Origin of the sequence: Neobacillus endophyticus (assembly GCF_013248975.1) — a bacterium.
Classification (GTDB): domain Bacteria; phylum Bacillota; class Bacilli; order Bacillales; family Cytobacillaceae; genus Neobacillus; species Neobacillus endophyticus.
Window position 1 is genome coordinate 1510383 of the sequence record NZ_JABRWH010000001.1, and the last position, 16605, is coordinate 1526987.

At 35.5% G+C, this 16605-nt stretch carries 19 protein-coding genes; 9 read left to right on the forward strand and 10 right to left on the reverse strand.

The window, feature by feature from the left end; translation table 11 throughout:
• Positions 1–89: 89 nt before the first annotated feature.
• Both HPT25_RS07280 and HPT25_RS07285 read right to left on the reverse strand, forming a co-directional pair.
• On the reverse strand, positions 90–851 hold the full coding sequence (locus HPT25_RS07280) for an SDR family oxidoreductase (RefSeq protein WP_173062040.1): 762 nt from the start codon (positions 849–851) through the stop codon (positions 90–92).
• Between the two features lie 70 nt (positions 852–921).
• Positions 922–1281: a MerR family transcriptional regulator gene (locus tag HPT25_RS07285; RefSeq protein ID WP_173062043.1), complete on the reverse strand. Its 360-nt coding sequence runs from the start codon at positions 1279–1281 to the stop codon at positions 922–924.
• A gap of 495 nt (positions 1282–1776) precedes the next feature.
• Between HPT25_RS07285 and HPT25_RS07290 the strand changes: the two genes are divergently transcribed.
• The 3 genes from HPT25_RS07290 to HPT25_RS29005 all read left to right on the forward strand — a co-directional run bounded on the left by HPT25_RS07290 (position 1777) and on the right by HPT25_RS29005 (position 3525).
• Positions 1777–2208 (forward strand): lipase family protein, encoded by a 432-nt coding sequence (locus tag HPT25_RS07290; protein WP_173062046.1) that lies wholly within the window; start codon positions 1777–1779, stop codon positions 2206–2208.
• A gap of 229 nt (positions 2209–2437) precedes the next feature.
• Entirely contained in the window at positions 2438–2875 is a 438-nt protein-coding gene (locus tag HPT25_RS07295; RefSeq protein WP_246277159.1) for a lipase family protein, read from the forward strand.
• 524 nt (positions 2876–3399) lie between these two features.
• Positions 3400–3525: a hypothetical protein gene (locus HPT25_RS29005; protein ID WP_281368172.1), complete on the forward strand. Its 126-nt coding sequence runs from the start codon at positions 3400–3402 to the stop codon at positions 3523–3525.
• Between the two features lie 88 nt (positions 3526–3613).
• Here the strand turns inward: HPT25_RS29005 and HPT25_RS07300 are convergent, their stop codons facing one another.
• The gene (locus HPT25_RS07300; protein ID WP_173062053.1) at positions 3614–3793 is read right to left on the reverse strand and encodes a hypothetical protein; all 180 of its coding nucleotides are present in this window, start codon (positions 3791–3793) and stop codon (positions 3614–3616) included.
• A 232-nt stretch (positions 3794–4025) separates the two neighbouring features.
• Here HPT25_RS07300 and HPT25_RS07305 point away from each other — a divergent pair, with 232 nt between their 5' ends.
• Positions 4026–4394, forward strand: coding sequence for a DUF4181 domain-containing protein (locus HPT25_RS07305; RefSeq protein ID WP_173062055.1), 369 nt, complete (start codon positions 4026–4028; stop codon positions 4392–4394).
• 284 nt (positions 4395–4678) lie between these two features.
• Here HPT25_RS07305 and HPT25_RS07310 read toward each other — a convergent pair whose 3' ends face one another.
• From HPT25_RS07310 to HPT25_RS07325, 4 genes are all read right to left on the reverse strand, one after another.
• On the reverse strand, positions 4679–4879 hold the full coding sequence (locus HPT25_RS07310; protein WP_173062058.1) for a hypothetical protein: 201 nt from the start codon (positions 4877–4879) through the stop codon (positions 4679–4681).
• 367 nt (positions 4880–5246) lie between these two features.
• The gene (locus HPT25_RS07315; RefSeq protein WP_173062061.1) at positions 5247–5672 is read right to left on the reverse strand and encodes a hypothetical protein; all 426 of its coding nucleotides are present in this window, start codon (positions 5670–5672) and stop codon (positions 5247–5249) included.
• 712 nt (positions 5673–6384) lie between these two features.
• Complete coding sequence (locus tag HPT25_RS07320; protein ID WP_173062064.1) at positions 6385–7254, reverse strand: tyrosine-type recombinase/integrase; 870 nt, start codon at positions 7252–7254, stop codon at positions 6385–6387.
• 290 nt (positions 7255–7544) lie between these two features.
• Positions 7545–7817, reverse strand: a complete 273-nt coding sequence (locus tag HPT25_RS07325) for a hypothetical protein (RefSeq protein WP_246277160.1) — start codon at positions 7815–7817, stop codon at positions 7545–7547.
• A 487-nt stretch (positions 7818–8304) separates the two neighbouring features.
• On the opposite strand from HPT25_RS07325, the gene HPT25_RS07330 reads away from it, so the two are divergent.
• Positions 8305–9429 carry a hypothetical protein gene (locus tag HPT25_RS07330; RefSeq protein WP_173062069.1) on the forward strand — a complete coding sequence of 375 codons (1125 nt, stop codon included), beginning with the start codon at positions 8305–8307 and terminating at the stop codon, positions 9427–9429.
• 885 nt (positions 9430–10314) lie between these two features.
• Here HPT25_RS07330 and HPT25_RS07335 read toward each other — a convergent pair.
• Positions 10315–11190, reverse strand: a complete 876-nt coding sequence (locus HPT25_RS07335) for a hypothetical protein (RefSeq protein WP_173062072.1) — start codon at positions 11188–11190, stop codon at positions 10315–10317.
• 505 nt (positions 11191–11695) lie between these two features.
• Between HPT25_RS07335 and HPT25_RS07340 the strand changes: the two genes are divergently transcribed.
• The 4 genes from HPT25_RS07340 (at position 11696) to HPT25_RS07350 (ending at position 15093) form a co-directional block, all read left to right on the forward strand.
• On the forward strand, positions 11696–11944 hold the full coding sequence (locus HPT25_RS07340) for a hypothetical protein (protein ID WP_173062075.1): 249 nt from the start codon (positions 11696–11698) through the stop codon (positions 11942–11944).
• Positions 11945–12070: 126 nt separating this feature from the next.
• Entirely contained in the window at positions 12071–12289 is a 219-nt protein-coding gene (locus HPT25_RS28290) for a hypothetical protein (RefSeq protein WP_217269653.1), read from the forward strand.
• Between the two features lie 725 nt (positions 12290–13014).
• The gene (locus tag HPT25_RS07345; protein WP_173062078.1) at positions 13015–13581 is read left to right on the forward strand and encodes a CBO0543 family protein; all 567 of its coding nucleotides are present in this window, start codon (positions 13015–13017) and stop codon (positions 13579–13581) included.
• Positions 13582–14088: 507 nt separating this feature from the next.
• A complete protein-coding gene (locus tag HPT25_RS07350) occupies positions 14089–15093 on the forward strand; it encodes a DUF3231 family protein (protein WP_173062081.1) in 1005 nt (334 codons plus the stop codon).
• A gap of 280 nt (positions 15094–15373) precedes the next feature.
• Here HPT25_RS07350 and HPT25_RS07355 read toward each other — a convergent pair whose 3' ends face one another.
• Positions 15374–15685: a hypothetical protein gene (locus HPT25_RS07355; RefSeq protein ID WP_173062084.1), complete on the reverse strand. Its 312-nt coding sequence runs from the start codon at positions 15683–15685 to the stop codon at positions 15374–15376.
• Between the two features lie 176 nt (positions 15686–15861).
• Positions 15862–16602: a hypothetical protein gene (locus tag HPT25_RS07360; protein WP_173062087.1), complete on the reverse strand. Its 741-nt coding sequence runs from the start codon at positions 16600–16602 to the stop codon at positions 15862–15864.
• Positions 16603–16605: the final 3 nt, after the last annotated feature.

Consider the following 16605-nt stretch of genomic DNA (forward strand, 5'->3'; position numbering starts at 1 on the left):
GCCCGCTAGGTTTGAAGAACGCAACTCAGATTTTTTATGAAGTCAAAACAACTGTCATTTAAAAACCGTAACACTTCTTTCATGGATTGTTATTCAATTGTATTTTTCATTGCGTTGTACATATTCTCAACATATTCATCCACTTTATCTCGTGGCATACGCAAGCGTTCCACAGAAGTGCCATATCCAATTTCTTGTTCACCCTCTTCTAATCCTTTGAAAATCCCATCTGCGAAGGCATCTAATGGTTCGCCATGAGTATGCAGCCCCGCTCCGCCTAAATCTGTATTCACTGCTGGTGGAGCAACTTCAATTACTTCTACTGATGTATCAGAAAGTTGGTGTCTTAGACTCATTGTAAATGAATGAAGTGCCGCCTTTGTTGCTGAATAAATCGGAGCAATAGCAAATGGTGTAAAAGCTAATCCTGATGTCACATTAATGATCGCCGCCCCTTCTTTTTCAGCAAAATAGGGAGCGAACAGCATAGAAAGATGGAAAGGTGCTTCAATATTGGTGATGATCTCCTTATTAAAATAATTCCAATTGTTCTTCGCATCTGCTTTTAACACATTAAAGCGTTGTTGAATCCCTGCATTGTTCACCAACACATTCACTTCTGGATGATTCGATGTTACCCACTCAAACAATGCTGCACGCTCTGATTCATTATCCAAATTACTTACATGAGTAATAAGGCTAGGGAATTTTTCTTTCGCATTTTGTAGTGCACTTTCACGTCGTCCACAAACAATAACTTTATTTCCAGCCTTTATAAAGCGTTCTGCAAAAGCTAATCCTATTCCAGCACTGCCACCTGTTATAAGGATTGTATTTCCTGAAAGTTTCATTGTATTCCCTCTTTTCCAATTATTTTTTTAGGTTAATAAAAATTTTTCATTATACTAACTCTTTTCTTACCTAAGTGCGTTTTGTATAACGATTAATTTTTAGGTCAATCCCCTTTAAGGATTCTGTCATCAGCACAATTTCATCTAACACTGCCTGCTTGTGATTCCTCATCATTTCAAGCCGGTGTTCAATGGTGCTGTCTCCTTCAACTACCCAATCAATATATTGCTTAATACCACTTATAGGCATGTGCGTATTTTTTAAACAAATAACAGTCTCAAGAAGCGAAATCTGGTCTTCTGAATATAACCGCCTGCCAGCTTCATCACGCTCCATTAATGGCAGTAATCCTTTTTTTTCATAATAGCGTAACGTTGATTCTGGAATATTTAATCTAGCTGAAACTTCGCTAATTGTACAATATTTCATCTGGAGACCTCCAAATTTTATGCTGCACTGTCGACAGGACTATGATACGTCTTAAACCATGGTTTAAGTCAACCCCAAAAAATAAAAATTTTACCCTGTACCAGTTAATGAATTTAGACATACGGTCACAAGTGTTGGCTCGATACATTCCTTTATCACTATTCGATTCAATACGAAGGAATAGCCTTCCAGTGGGATCTCGGGAAAAGCTGGGAGTGTTTACCCATTGTCCGCTATATTTGTAGAACGCTCCATATTTTTTGGAGAATTCCGCTAACGCCACTTTATGGATGCCCTTTTTCCCTATTGAGTTCTTTACTTGGATAACGCCTCATTTTAGTATTCATATGCCACCATTATCTTTATTTGATCGACAGTCACACGTCTCAGGAAAGCATGCCCTTTTAAACCCTTAGATGATATTTATACCTTTCGCTTGTCCAATTCATTGCATATGATGCACCATATCAAAATATTATTTTGGGTGTGAATGAATTGAATTCAAAACAATTTAATAGTAAAGACGCAATAGCACTTACTGGTATGTGTTTTCAAACTTACGAACTTTTTGAAAAAGGAACTGTGGTATTACCGCAAGGCTTTGAGCTTGTATTTATCATTCGGGCTGTTGCGGGGGTAAACGAAAAAGCGGAAGAAGTGTTTGGGTTTATTGCTGAATCTGACGACACAATCGTGGTCGCTTTCCGAGGAACCGATTCGCCGCAGGATTTCGATTCGGATACAGATGTATTTCAAATCCGTTTTCCTTTCGTCCATAGAAGCAGGAAAACTCACCGCGGTGCTACCTGCATTTATCAAACCACAAGAGATGCATTAATTAATGAAGTACAGAATCTCTCTTCCCGAAAAAAGCTATTTATTACAGGACATAGTTTAGGTGGAGCTTTAGCTGTATTTGATAATTGAATTTTGAGCCACTCCGATTACATCAACGTGAGCCACTCGGAACTTTGTAACTGGAAAATCTGGAATGTCTTGACATGGAGCCTCCAGAGGCATAATTTAGCTCGAAGGGCGACACATCAGGATGTTTCGAGTGGCAACAAGCCTATCATGCCTCTCACTCCATATCAAGACGGTGTTCTTACTGGAAATGGAGTGGCTCACGTTTTCATGAGCGATGTGGCTCAATATTATGTGGGCAAATACATTAGCAACGTTATTTGCTTTAGATGTTGCTGTAAATACGAAATTTAGACATCCAATCCTGTATACATTGGCTAGTTTTCGCGTGGGAAATCCTGACTTTGCTGATAAGTTTAACGAAACAGTAGAAAGCAGTTTTCGTATTTTCAATATCCACGACCCCATTCCTTTAAACTTTGTCAATGCTGATTACCCGCCCCCGTTTACAGAAAACGGTTTATACTATCAACATGTAAAAAGGAAGATCCCACTCGATTTCCAACTAAATAATATGGCTAGGAATCATACCATTAGTTGTTATTTTAAAAATCTGGCGGGGATGAATTCCAAATTTGCCAAAGCATTATGCAGTCAAAATCCCGGATTTTGCCCGGATACAGGAATTTGTCGATATTTTGAAGGACCCTGCAGTGATGGAACAACGTAAGTTTCTTTATATAAGTCTTTTTTTGCTTTGCTAATGTAAAAATGAGCTAAAGTTACTACAGTACCAGAAAGAATATCCTTCATACATTCCTTCATAATCTGCTTGAATTTCAAGCGGCCGTAAAACATCAAACTAAGTATACTGTAACAGCAAAATGTGTAAAGAGAGCAAATCAATAAGAGAAAAACTAATCGGAAAAGTCTCGATTAGTTTTTTTGTGGGTTAAAAAGAAAATAATTAAAAATTTTCTAGTTAAAATACATTCTTAAAACATGTATCTGAATGTTTACACCCCACAAAAAAAGACAAACGGACGACCTTTTTAAAGCTTATTCCCTGTCTTATAGTCAGGAATAAGCTTTTATTTTATATTTCCGTTAATCGCACGAACATAACCCCAGAATTTTCCGTTTTATCCTCCGATACAATCCCAATAATACCAACGATTCCAGCGAATTTCCCTTTCCCTAGCTTAGTAAAAACCGAGAAAAAAAAGAGTGATGCTTGGAGGAGATTAGGAAAAGATGAGTGAAATATGGCAGAGGAGAAAAATAAAAGTCCCGACAAAACCGTTGCAGACCGCAACAGATGAAACCAAAAAAGATAGTTGGTGCATCAAAATCCCGCTTTCCCCTAAAAACCCGATATAAAAATAAATAAAAGAATAGTGAAAAAGATACTTGATACCTATTACGTAACAGTATACAACGCAGCGAACAAACAAAAAGAAAGAGCAATTCACTCTTCCTTATTATTAATCTTTGAATTATCAAGTTTATTTGAAATTTCCTTAAGAATAATATTTCGTTCTTTTTGTGCTTTTATAAGGCTAACTGCAAACCAAATTGTTAAAGCAAGAATACCAACATAAATAATTAAAATGAGAATAAACGGTAATATTGCAAATGTGCTAATCATAGTGATGTCTCCTTTTAGTTTAAGATATTTTTGAATCTAATAAGACAATAACACATTTTTCCAAAAAGATGTTAATTTTATCATTGTACGGGGATATTTTGTAATAAATGGTTCTTTTTTGTCCGCTACCTACTTGTAAATGGAGGAAAAATGACTGAAATTTAATAAAGGAGTATAATTAATACTCCATTGGTTTGGCGAAAATAGAGGTAATTATTGAGGAGTCTTTGGTATGATTGCTTTTTGGCTATTAATAGGTTATTACGTTTTATACTTCGGTGGAAATGCTTTACTAAAAAAGATGTTTCACATTGGAGATTATAGTGACCCAAAAAGATGGTATTGGTCAAGAGATAAGTTTATTATTCTATTTATAATTGTCTGGTTCATTTTCATGTGTATTTTAGTTGTTAACGGAATACTGAATCAATTAATTGCTTTGTTAATTGGAATCTTTATCCCTACGGAAATTTGGCAAGGAGTAATTCAGTATAAGAATGATAAAGAAACGCGGCTCTATATTTTGAATATATGGTCAATATTTTCCTTTTTAATTCTATTAGCTTCCTTTATTATCTATTCGTCAACAACAACAAAATAACATTATAAATAGCAAACATATATGCGTTTTCTCAAAGGTGTTTCCTACTCTTATATACTACTAGTTTTCGACGGAATAGCAAAAAAACAGGAACGTTTGTTTGAGGTAAAAAAAAGCGGGGAGTGCTTTTCCACTGCCCGCTTTTTTTGTGGAACTCCACTCAGACGGCTATCATATCCCATTATGTTTATCCATAGTAATATCAAACCTTAACGAGCTATTAATTTCTAAAACACAAGATTAAAGCAGTAAAGCCCCCGTTAGTTCAACAAAGAATATTTCTACTACCAACCAATAAAATAAAAAACTAGTCCCATTGCTATGCTTACTAATATACCTCGTTTGTATAAATGCTTTTTTTGATGCTTTTCAAATTTAGTTCCAGATGAGCCTTCTTGTATCTTTATTATTGAAAGAACTATAAACCACCCAAACACGATACTACCAATTATATTAAACGCTAAATTAAATAATAATCCCAACATATTAACTCCCCTAAAATAGTGGTAATTCTTTGTATAAGTCAATTATATCAATCCCTAACCTCTCAGTATGTCATTTTTTGAACTTTTCCTTAGCAGCTAAACTGCTTGTTAGCTCAAAAAGAAAAAATAGGTGTCAACACTTAACGGGTTCGGTTGATGAGTACAAAACAGTAAATAGCAATATAAAAAGAAGTCCAATTCGCATATGATTTGGGCTTCCTTTATTTGTTGATATATATGTGTTTCATCTGTTTTATCAAGTGGTTTAGCCATGTAATTAGTACATCAATTAGCAAGAGTCTGCTGTCCAGCAGACCCCCTTCGAAAACTGTGCAAAGATGAAATGGGGGGGAGAAAATCCACCCACTTAGTCCAGTTCAATATCTTCTAAGTCTGTAATCATGTGAGTTGGCGGGACGGAACTATCACTCTCATCTTCTACGAGCTCATCTAAAGAGCAGACATCTACGACATTTGCAAAAACTCGATTATTCCAGAATCTGTGTTCAACTTTGATGCCACAACGCTTACCAATTAGATTTTCTAATTCTACTTGCTCGTCACCTTCGCCAAACGTGATATCAATCAATTTCTCAAGTGTAAAATTGACACCTTGTGCCATAAGGAAGGATTGTGTCACAAGACTATGGTTATCTGTAACAAATGTAGTTAAGGCAGTATCCGAAACACTGAATTTGGTGTTTGCAGACTTTCCTTCTTTAATATTTGTGATTTCAGCAAAATGCCACCCTTCTGTTGGCATTTGAGGGACTAAGGTTCTTTTGTAGTTCATGAATGATTTCTTCCTCTCTATTATGTGAATTGTTGGTTGTTGAAAATAACCTTACAACCCTATAATAGCAAATCCCAACTTTTTACATCCGCCATCAAAACCCTTATGTACCAATGGTTCCCAGCCCCTTGCATAAACGGCGGAAGAATCGTTTGTAATTATAGACTAAGTCTCCCCGTCGGAAATTTTTTAAAAAACACCATGTCAATAGTTTTTTTAAAAAAACTTTATCATTACTTTTTACATTGATACATCCATTCAGCCGTTTAGGCTTAGATACTAATCGTTGCAGATTGTCACAATTTAGACACATTTATAATTCTTTCCCAATGGAAAAAAAATCAAAGGGATAATCCAACTTCAAATTACCCCTTAAATCTTCTACATATTAGAAAATGACTACACCCGCTTTTTCATTAATTCCTCCAATATTACTTTAATAAGCTCAGCTACTAAAGTTGGTATCATTAAGCATTCCTCCTCTTAATAAAATAGAAAGGAGGGTAGTTGTTTTGGTCAAGAATTTCCCTTTATTGATAGCTATGTTCGCAATAGGTTGTATTACCCTAACAATTGCTTTTAGTACGCATACACCAGCATTCATAAAATTGCCTCTATCAATAGTTGGTGTTATTTTGGAAATTTGGAGCATGGTAGCTCTAATTTTACATATAGGTTTTAAGAAACTATAAAATGATAATTAAAAGATGGATTACAGTTTGTTCACTGCATCCATCTTTTCTTCTCTTGTCGTCTGAATATAGAACCTTGCAGTCATATTGACCGTGGCATGCCCTGCCAACTTGCTTACGGTCGTTAGGTCAACACCTTTCTTTAGCAGCCTAGTGCAAAATGTGTGTCGAAAGAGATGGGGATGGAACCGGAACCCCAACTCCCTCGAAATCTTTGCCAACCAATCTCTCACCGCATCCCTATGCATCTTTTCTGCTCGCTGGCTCACTAAAAGATAGCCGCTATGGTGGAAAACAGACTCGGAACGCTTTTCCTTCATGTACTGCCGTACTAATTGTAGGACATCCTGCCGAAGCCCGATTTCCCGCCTTTTTCCGCCTTTTCCGATGACAGCAAGGTGGTTAGTCAGAAAATCAATGTCGTGGATTTGGATGTTGACCAGTTCGCTCACCCTCACCCCTGTATAGAGAAGCAAATACACAATCAGCTTGTTCCTGGTGCTCACTTTGTTGCGATTTTCCACATAGAAAAGCAGTTTCTCCACCTGTTCTTCTGATAGTGCATCGACAGTTCCCTCACTTCCAGCAGCTATTTTGATTCTATCTCGCTTCAAATGGATAAAAGACTCATTTACCACTCCTTTGGTTCTTAGAAAATCATTATAAACCTTAAGACTATTAATCTTCTTGTTAATCGTTGCAACTGCATAATGCTCCTTTGACAGATGCTCCTTGTATCGTACGAATGAGAAACGGGATAATACCTGAATATCCTTTAGCTTCTCCTGCAAATAACATTGGAATCCTTTTACATCATTCACATAGGACTCGATTGTTTTAGCTGCTTTCCCTTCTGCAAAAAGCCAATTAGCAAAATCTTCAGTTTCCAAACTAGATTCACCTCTGAATATAAAAAGGCTATTGATGTATGCACTTATACACCAATAGCCTTTTACTTTTGATTACGATTCATTTTTTGGTTCCATCCTTCCAGCTCACGACAGTTATATAATAATGTCGTGTGTTTCTCCATTCAAAAACCTTTATCATCCCTTCACGTTCATGCATTTTTCCACTATTGATTAAAGCCTATTTAGTTTTGTCGTAAAAATCCAAAAAGTAATGTCGTGAAATTACGCAAAACGATTCACTCAGCTCCAATAACTATCCAATACTTTTTTTATTCAATGTGTAGCTCATAAGCAATTTGTTCGCCATTTTTAATCCATACTTCGTACAGAATTGCCAATGTTGTTTCATCCACTACTACACCTGCAAGCCACTCATAACCATCATTATCATAATAGGAAAGTGTCTCAAGTAAGAGCGGGTCAGGAAGCTTTTCTAAATGCTCCGATGGTATGAGCAAGTCATCCAGTTCCTCATGAAAGAAATCATAAGATTCATAGCTTACTTCACCTTTATTTACTTCGATATGAAATCTCACTTTCATTGACACTACAAACCAATTAAGATACATCTTTGCTTATCACCCTTTCAGATTTTAGACTAGCAATGTTTACACGTTTAGCAGGGTTCCTCAGAAAATTCCAGTTGCTTTTGCTTGGTAGGTTCATATTTTCCTATATTGATTCCTCCTCAAATAGAAGTAGCCCTAATTCCACAAATGGGAATTAGGGCTTTCAGGTATTCTTCTCATTATAATAATATATATTTATAAATCTATTTGATTCAGATTTTAGTAAATTTAAAAACTTTGATAAAAGGAATTGGTACGTGGAAAGGCTAAAAACTTATTATTAAAGAAATAGAATAGTAATTCAAAGAAATATTAGTTAAAACACTTGAAAATAACCTCAATTAAATTTTACAATTATTAGAAGAATATAAAGATTACGAGTTGGATGTGAATTAAAAGACCTTAATTGTGATAGACAGGAAATAATTTGCTCCAATGGGCTGAAATGGAGATACACAAAATGGAATTACTCACAAAACAAGAGGTACATAAGTATATGTCCCTGCTATCCGAAGAACAGCGAACTTTCTTGTTGGAACACGGCAAGCAAAGCAAGAAGAGTAAATGGCTTGAAGTGTTGGCTCGGAACAAAGGTATTACATTTCATGAGGATATGTCAACAGAAGAGTTGGAAAAATTGATTGATGATTGGGTATTGGTAGAAGTACTTGACAGTGGTTATGGGAACAAAAATTACCGCTGTATCTGTGGAACCCCACTGCGTTATCAATATATAGTTCATAACAAGAAAAATGGAGAGACTGTAGGGTTAGGAGTCAAGTGTTTTGAAAACCATACGATGTTACCAAATCAAGTGGTACGGGATATTCTAAAGGAATTCCACCATATTGACTTGGAACGTGATGAAATTCTACACAAGGTTGTATTCAGCGAGTATTTCGATATTAAGCCTTATCTTTATATAGATTCGATTCCTGAATCTATTTTACAGCAAGCACAGCTCCATTTACCGCTAACCAATAAACAAATTGCGTTGATTGAGAATTTAAAACATTCATACGACATTAATGTTATGTATGAGAAAGCCATTAATAGCTTAAAACCCGAAGCAAGGGGATTTTTAGAGGATTTACCAGGACACATAAAAGATGAACTTCTTGATAAGTTGGTCAATTGTGAAGACATGCAGGTCGCTATACCCGATGGATTCCATGATGAAGAGATAGAACTACTCCTTTCCCTTGAACTACCGATATTAGACATACAGTTGGAGCAAATTTTCGAATATAGAAGGCAAAAAAATTGGGAGACGGAGAGAAAAAGGGAAGAGGAGCAGAGGGAACTTTTTCAATTATGGAGCGCAGATACTTCTCTTCCAAAAAGGATAAAAAGCACCGAAACCACACTGGATTACGATACTCTTATTGAAAGGCACCTTGAAACCTTGAAGAAAGTCCGTGCTAAAGAAAATGAGTTAAGCGAAGGAATGAAAAGGGATTGGGCAAAGGTTGAAAACATGGTTCGGCTTTGCAGTAAAGGGAATGATTTCGATTATTCCAGTTTTAAACTTAACTTATCTATGATATGTATGTCAGTTAGGATTACAGGAGATAGATATCTTTAATTGGGAGCGGTTGACCGCTTCCTTTTTATTGAGAAAAGTCAACTCTTTGTTGGTAATTATAAGTAATTAATATTTATTTATAGAATATCTTTTTACAGGCATTGATAGTTTTTTAATTTCTCCCTTTTCAATTTTAATATTAAAATTGAAATTACCCTAATTCCTCAAAAGGAATTAGGACATTAATTAATAATCTATATTTATCACAAAAATAATATGAATTTATTAATCAATTTAATTCAGTTCCTAATATGGTAACATTTACACTGCCAGAATCGCTTTATTATTATCAGAAAATTTGGTATATTATAAATAAGCAAGATGTAAAAAAAGAGGAAATTCTCCATAAAAAGAAATGAAGGATTGTGGATTGTAATTAGAACTTTATAGCATATGGTAAATTTTATACCAACTTAATGCCCCCTAAAAAAGTAGCTGCCTACGAATCTATTAGCAATGAAACAACATGTAGATACTAGCATTTATAAGGTTTGTCAAGTATAAGTGCTTAAAACACAAAAAGTTAACATTTTCTTAATAAATACCCCTATAAAATTTAATTCAAGCACGAATTTATTATTAAAAGAACATTATAAAACGGTGAAGTTTTGGGGAAAATAATATAAAAAGCCCTGTAGAGATTTCTCTCTACAGAGCCTTATTAGCAATCATTGATGGGAGAAGTTTTTGCCTTTCCCAATTTTACACCCCATAATTCATGCATGCACGAAGGGAGCAATGCAATTAACCGAAGCCAATTATGAGGTGTATGAAGGGGGAAAGGTGGATTACTCCACTCATCCCTTCTCCCCCCTGAGAGAAACCCTACAGAGAGATTACTCTCTGCAGAGCGTTTCAAATAACTTTAAATTGTTGCTTTAATTACTATTGTACAGTAACAGTATTTGTAGCCCAAACGTTACCTAAAGTATCAGTAACAGTTGTACCTTCAGGAGTTACAGTTAGAGCTTTAGTTAAGTCAGTAACAGTACCTGAAGCCAATTTAACATAAACTGTTCCGTATGATGTAGCAGAAGCGCTAGTGATTGGTTGTGTCAATCCTGCGTCAGCGTAAACACCTAATACTTGTGGAGAAGCACCAGTTTCAGTTAAGTCAGTTCCACCATAAGTAACTTTCAAGTCACCTAGAGTAATACCATTAGTTGTATCTTCAACATTTGCACTGAATGTTAATTTAATGCTTGTTGGAGAAACTAATGAAGCAGTAAATGTTGGAGCAACGTTTTCATTTAGGCCAACAGAACCAACATATGCTTGAGTCATTCCAGCTCCATTAGCTGTTTTAACACCATTAATAGTGATTTGACGAGCACCAGATAATGTGTTAGTGCCAGAAGCTAATGTTAAGTAAACATTATTTGGTTCTCCAGATTTAACTACTGCATTGGTAATAGTTAATCCATTGATGCTATAGTTTGCAATGTTAGTTGCTGTAGCACCATCAACAGGTTGGTTGAACACCACTTTAACTTGGCTTGGTGTGTTAGAGACAGCTAAAACAGTATTTACTGACTGAGTAGTTGTAAGAACGTCAGTACCACGAGTAATACTTCCGCTTTGAGAAGTTAAACCAAGATTATTGCTGACACCAGTAAATGATGTGCTTCCTAAAGTGAAAGAATATCCTGCGTTAGCAACCAAAGCAGCTGCAGAACCACCAGCAGGAGTGAATGTTACACTTGCTAATTTAACACGGAACTCAGTGTTATTAGTATTAGCAACAGCAGTTAAACCAGACAAGTCTAATGTACCACTTGTTGTAACATAATTGTAAACTTGAGAAGCAGAAACAGATGTTAAAGTACCTGCATTAACTGGTTTATTAAATGTTAAATCAAGATTTTCAAATCCATTTGCATCTTTGATTACTTTTGTAGTAACTAAAGTTGGATTTGTTGTATCAGCATTAAAGTTAACTACTTTTGAATAATCAACATTGCCTGTACCTGATAAATTATATACACCATTTCCAATTAACTCAATTGTGTGAAGTCCTGCTGGAAGAGCACTTCCTAAAGTTACATGGTATAAAGTTTTATCATTAGCATCTTGTTTAGCATAGATTTGACCAGAAGTCGGGTTGCCAGTTGTGTTTACTGCAAGACCTGTTGAACCACCGTCAAATCTTAATTGGCTACCATCAAAACTTTGTACTTGTGCACTGAACTTAACATCAAAAGTAGTTAATCCAGTTGGAGTAAATTGAGCTGTTGGTGCAATACCATCAGGTGAACCTTTTACAATATTGAATGTAGTTGGGTTAGGGTTAACTAGGTTACCAGCAAAGTCACTTGCACCAATTGCTGTAGCTGCAATTGTTTTACCAGCAGCAACACTTGGGTCAATTGTTAAAACAATATACCCTTTATTAATGTTAGTATTGTCTACTGCAACTACTGCTGAAGTTCCATCAGAATATTTAAATGTCCAGTTACCAGCAGAAGCTAATGGTTCAGAGAAATTAACTTGGTATGTTGACGCATTTAACTGTTGAGTACTTGTTATTGTAGGAGCAGTAGTATCAGCGAACGCAATTACTCCAGATGTATATTTAGGGAAAGTTTTTCCATCAACTGTTTTAACAACAGAATCAGCAACTGTTACAACAGCTTTAACATTGTTGAATGCACCTGTAGCAGCAGTAATTGTTAAAGTTTTTCCATCAGCACTTAAAGTAGCAAGAGATGTACCACCTACTAAAGATACACTTCCAGTACCGTCAACTTGTGATAAAGAAATAACGTTAGCATTAAGTGTTCCAACATTTGCATTAGTTGATACAGTTGGAGTAATTACAGTTGATGGGTCAATCGCTTTGTTGAATGTAACTTGTAATTGAGCACCGTTAATCGCACGAACCTACCCCAGAATCTTCCATTTTCTCGCTCAGCACAACCCCAATAGTACCAACGATTCCAGCGAATTTCCCTTTCCCTAGCTTAGTAAAAAACGAGGAAAAAAAGAGTGATGTGTAGGGGAGATTAGGAAAAGATGAGTGAAAGCTGGCAGAGGAAAAAAATAAAAGTCCCGACAAAACCGTTGTAGACCGCAAACGATGAAACCAAAAAAGACAGATTGTGAATCAAAATCCCGCTTTCCCCGAAAAACCCGATATAAAAATAAATAATAAAACATTGTAAAAAACACACATATAATAGTAGAAACTCGTCAAAAAGAATAATAATCCACAACAAATCCTCCACTAAAACCAATAGTACGGTTAACTCACTATCTCTATACAACTCATTCCTACATCTATAATCATATATTATAAGGTACTCTTTTTCGTCGGGATTGCGGGAAAAACGGGAACCCTTGGCTGAGACTAGAAAAAATGCGGGAAGTTTTTTCCCACTGCCCGCAGATAATGTATCTTTCCATAGTCAACACCTCATTTTAGTGTTCCCTAACATGTATTATTATGCCACTAACTGGCATTTGGTATCACGGGATTATTTGTATTGCATCTAAGGAAAATGAAGTTGGAGGTTCTCTAATAAAATTACAATTATAAACAAATAATACCTCTAACTATTGTTAATGAAAATATAATGAGGTAAATTGATGGGACATAAAGAAAAAGTAAACAAATTAATTGATGAAAATATAGCAGAAATCCATAAATTAATTCAAAAAAAGATTGAAATCTGGTCAGATTACGTATTGTTCTCAGGACTTTGGTGGTTGAGTATAGGACTATCTGTAATTCCTTGGATTATTTGGTATGTACTTCGTAAGAAGAATAGTACTGACCGTATTTTATATGCTGGTTTTTTCGTAATGACCATATCCCTTGCCTTGGATATATTAGGAGACCAATTTAGTCTATGGCACTATAGATATAATGTTCTACCTATAGTACCTACTTATTTTCCGTGGGATATAACCTTAATGCCAGTATCAGTTATGATTTTATTACAGGTAAAAGCTAATGGTAATCCACTCATAAAAGCAATTTTATTTGGATTATTTTCTGCATACCTTGCTGAACCATTTTTTCACTGGTTGGAAATTTATGTTCCGACAAAATGGAGATATACTTATTCATTTCCTATTCAAATAATACTATATTTAGTAGCTCACTACCTATCCAGAAGAGAAAAATTTTCTCCATTTTATCAGATAAAATAGGCGACAAAGTGCTATCTCCAACAAACATTGCAAGCGTTATTTGTCCACTAACTCTGACCATAAAATAATTAGATATCCATCTTAGATGCCTACAGAATAAAATTTTATCACAGAAAAATAATAACTTTAGTGTTATCATTTAACACTAAACTTCAATGTGGAGGGATATACTTTGAATATTCTTTTTAGCATAATTTCAAGCTTAATTATTTTGGTTATTAGAATTACATTCTTAGTTAGTAATACAAACAACAGATTAAAATCCTTTTTAAGAATATCTTCTTTAACCTAAGCATGAATATTCCTCAAGTATCACCTTAATACGCATTGTTGTTGAAAAAGGCTAGCACATAATTGTGCTTGCTTTTTTTGTAAACTTTCCTTTCTACAACTTTAATCATATTCATTATATTCTTCCTAATCAAATGCATCGGATTGTTCGAGTATATTGTATAGAAATATCATATTAACTGCTTAATTGGTAAATAATATCCATGAGGTGAGAATATGGATGAGAATAAATTAAGACTTACATCTTCCGAAATAGGAACATTGTGGGGAGAATATGTAAATGGAACCATGACAGATGTGGTCAATCGATACATGGTCTCAATTATTGAGGATGCATCCATTAAAGCCATTTTCGAGGATGCTCTTAAGACGTTCGAAAAGCAAAAGCAACAAATAACAACATTTATGTCAAATGAAGGGTTTCCAGTTCCAATTGGATTTACTGAATCTGACCTTTTTAAAGGAAAACCGAGATTGTTTACTGATATTTTTTGCCTGAATTATCTACATATCATGACATTACATGGTTTGCTGGGACATAGCACTGCATTAGGTGTTTCTGTTAGGAAGGACTTAAGGGATTTTTACGATTCCTGCGATAACGATGCGAAAAGGATGTATCATCTAACGATTGAATTATTGCTTGAAAAGGGAAATTTCCAAAGAGACCCATTATTTTATCCAGCAAAAAGCCCTGAATATGTTTCCAGCCAAGATTTCGCAGATGGATTGTTCGGAAAGGGGAGAAAACTAGCAGCGACAGAAATCATTAGTATTTCTTTCAACCTAAAAAAAAGTATAATGGCTAAAACTCTTTCTATCGCATTCAGTCAAGTTGCTCAAACAAATGAAGTAAGAAAGTTTTTAACTGATTCAGAGAAAACGGCTGATGGTCAAATAAAAACATTTGCAAAAATAATGCAAGCAGATAACTTACCAGTTCCGAAATCTTGGGAAACAGAAGTAACAACCTCAACAGATTCTCCTTTTTCCGATAAGTTAATGTTATATCATATGGGATTTTTATTTCAGGCTGCACAAAACTATCATGGAGCAGGTTTAGCATCCTCCATGCGAACAGACCTTGTTGCCGCTTATGAAAGTACAATATTAAAAAATCTTATGGTTACAAAAAAATGGTTTGATTTGATGGTAAAAAATAGATGGCTAGAACAACCGCCACTTGCTCCTAATAGGGAAGAAATCGCAAAAAAAGTATAGTATAGACACTTGCTTGGCTTGTTCATTGAATAAGAAAAATTGGAAAAACGCAGGGAACCACCAAAACCAATAGTACGGTTAACTCACTATCCCTATACAACTCATTCTCTTTCATATTTATATATAATAAGGCACTAGATTTTTCAACGGGATAGCGGGAAAAACGGGAACCCTTGGCTGAGACTAGAAAAAAAGCGGGGAGTGTTTTCCCACTGCCCGCTAGGTTTGTAGAACGCTATTTAGTTGCTCTTCATATCCATACTTTTTGAAGAACTTTAACTTAGGGATTATACGTCTGTTGCAGAAAAAGTGAATATTTTATTGTTGCATCTGTTCTCTTATCAAATTCTCTTGAGCGGAATCCAAAAGTAATGTTCACTTTTACTTCATACGGAGATATAATTTCGCTACCAATGTCAATTGTTGTTCTAAAAAACATCCCCTCTATATCTGAAAATCCATAGTCAATTCCTCTGAGAACACAACTAGCTTGATAAACCTTATATGGGTAAGTGTGATAAAAACGAGTAATTGTCCTCCCTTTTTCCAAAGCTTCAGGAAAACGAACTACATCTTCAATTATATTTAACATATACATCACCTCTTGGAATGTATATGCGTTTATTCATGCCTTTCTTCCTGCAATAATCTCTATTTACGTAATTAGGAAAATAAAATCCTACCTTATTAAAGCTAAATGATGTTAAGAACTACGGTTGCACTTGCCAGGGGCTAGAAAAAAAGCGGGGAGTGTTTTCCCACTGCCCGCTAGGTTTGTAGAACGCTATTCAGTTGCTCTTCATATCCATACTTTTTGAAGAATTCCGCTAAAGCAACCTCAATGATGTCCCTCTGTGTCACATTGTATTCTTTACTAAAATCATTCAGAAGGGTCTGCAATGACGTTGGTAATCCAAGTGTTTTATTAGCCTTTTGTCCTTTGAATTTGTACCTTGGTATCGTACCACTATTATTCTCAGCACCCAGCAACTCATATAATCGTTCTTGTTTGTCTAAAAGGTAATCCAGTAAGGATTGATAGGAATCAAATCCTTCTGCCCTTGCAGATGATACAGCAGCTGCCTTTTTAGGAGTTGATGCTGGCTTTTGTGCTGAGTTTTCGTCATATTCATAGTTATTTGCATCATGATTCCATACGTACCCTTGGGACTTCATGTATTCGCCCATTTCTTCTACACTATGGAATCCATTCCTCGTGGCTACTTGCCGAATATCCGCCATGCTTTGCGAAAGCTGACGGACAATTTGTGCTGCTTTGGTATGGATGAATCGTGCTTCCTCCACAGCGGATGTTGTCTTTTGCTCAAAAGGCACAAACGTGTGTCCGTTCCAACGAAATCCTTTTCGCCTAAAATAGATATCAATCGTTTTCCAATTCTTATTGCCAAAATGCTCGGTAATTTCTTCTTTGCTTATACCTCGCTCCAACATGGACAAGGTTTCGCTGATTTTTGGGTCATTATATACGGATGGGTCAAAAGTTGTCATACT

Bases quoted from the DNA above. Each gene is read 5' to 3' on its own strand.
- HPT25_RS07280 (WP_173062040.1), bottom strand. From the start codon at position 851: ATGAAACTTTCAGGAAATACAATCCTTATAACAGGTGGCAGTGCTGGA.
- HPT25_RS07285 (WP_173062043.1), bottom strand. From the start codon at position 1,281: ATGAAATATTGTACAATTAGCGAAGTTTCAGCTAGATTAAATATTCCA.
- HPT25_RS07295 (WP_246277159.1), top strand. From the start codon at position 2,438: ATGTGGGCAAATACATTAGCAACGTTATTTGCTTTAGATGTTGCTGTA.
- HPT25_RS29005 (WP_281368172.1), top strand. From the start codon at position 3,400: ATGAGTGAAATATGGCAGAGGAGAAAAATAAAAGTCCCGACAAAACCG.
- HPT25_RS07300 (WP_173062053.1), bottom strand. From the start codon at position 3,793: ATGATTAGCACATTTGCAATATTACCGTTTATTCTCATTTTAATTATT.
- HPT25_RS07305 (WP_173062055.1), top strand. From the start codon at position 4,026: ATGATTGCTTTTTGGCTATTAATAGGTTATTACGTTTTATACTTCGGT.
- HPT25_RS07310 (WP_173062058.1), bottom strand. From the start codon at position 4,879: ATGTTGGGATTATTATTTAATTTAGCGTTTAATATAATTGGTAGTATC.
- HPT25_RS07315 (WP_173062061.1), bottom strand. From the start codon at position 5,672: ATGAACTACAAAAGAACCTTAGTCCCTCAAATGCCAACAGAAGGGTGG.
- HPT25_RS07325 (WP_246277160.1), bottom strand. From the start codon at position 7,817: ATGAAAGTGAGATTTCATATCGAAGTAAATAAAGGTGAAGTAAGCTAT.
- HPT25_RS07330 (WP_173062069.1), top strand. From the start codon at position 8,305: ATGGAATTACTCACAAAACAAGAGGTACATAAGTATATGTCCCTGCTA.
- HPT25_RS07345 (WP_173062078.1), top strand. From the start codon at position 13,015: ATGGGACATAAAGAAAAAGTAAACAAATTAATTGATGAAAATATAGCA.
- HPT25_RS07350 (WP_173062081.1), top strand. From the start codon at position 14,089: ATGGATGAGAATAAATTAAGACTTACATCTTCCGAAATAGGAACATTG.
- HPT25_RS07355 (WP_173062084.1), bottom strand. From the start codon at position 15,685: ATGTTAAATATAATTGAAGATGTAGTTCGTTTTCCTGAAGCTTTGGAA.
- HPT25_RS07360 (WP_173062087.1), bottom strand. From the start codon at position 16,602: ATGACAACTTTTGACCCATCCGTATATAATGACCCAAAAATCAGCGAA.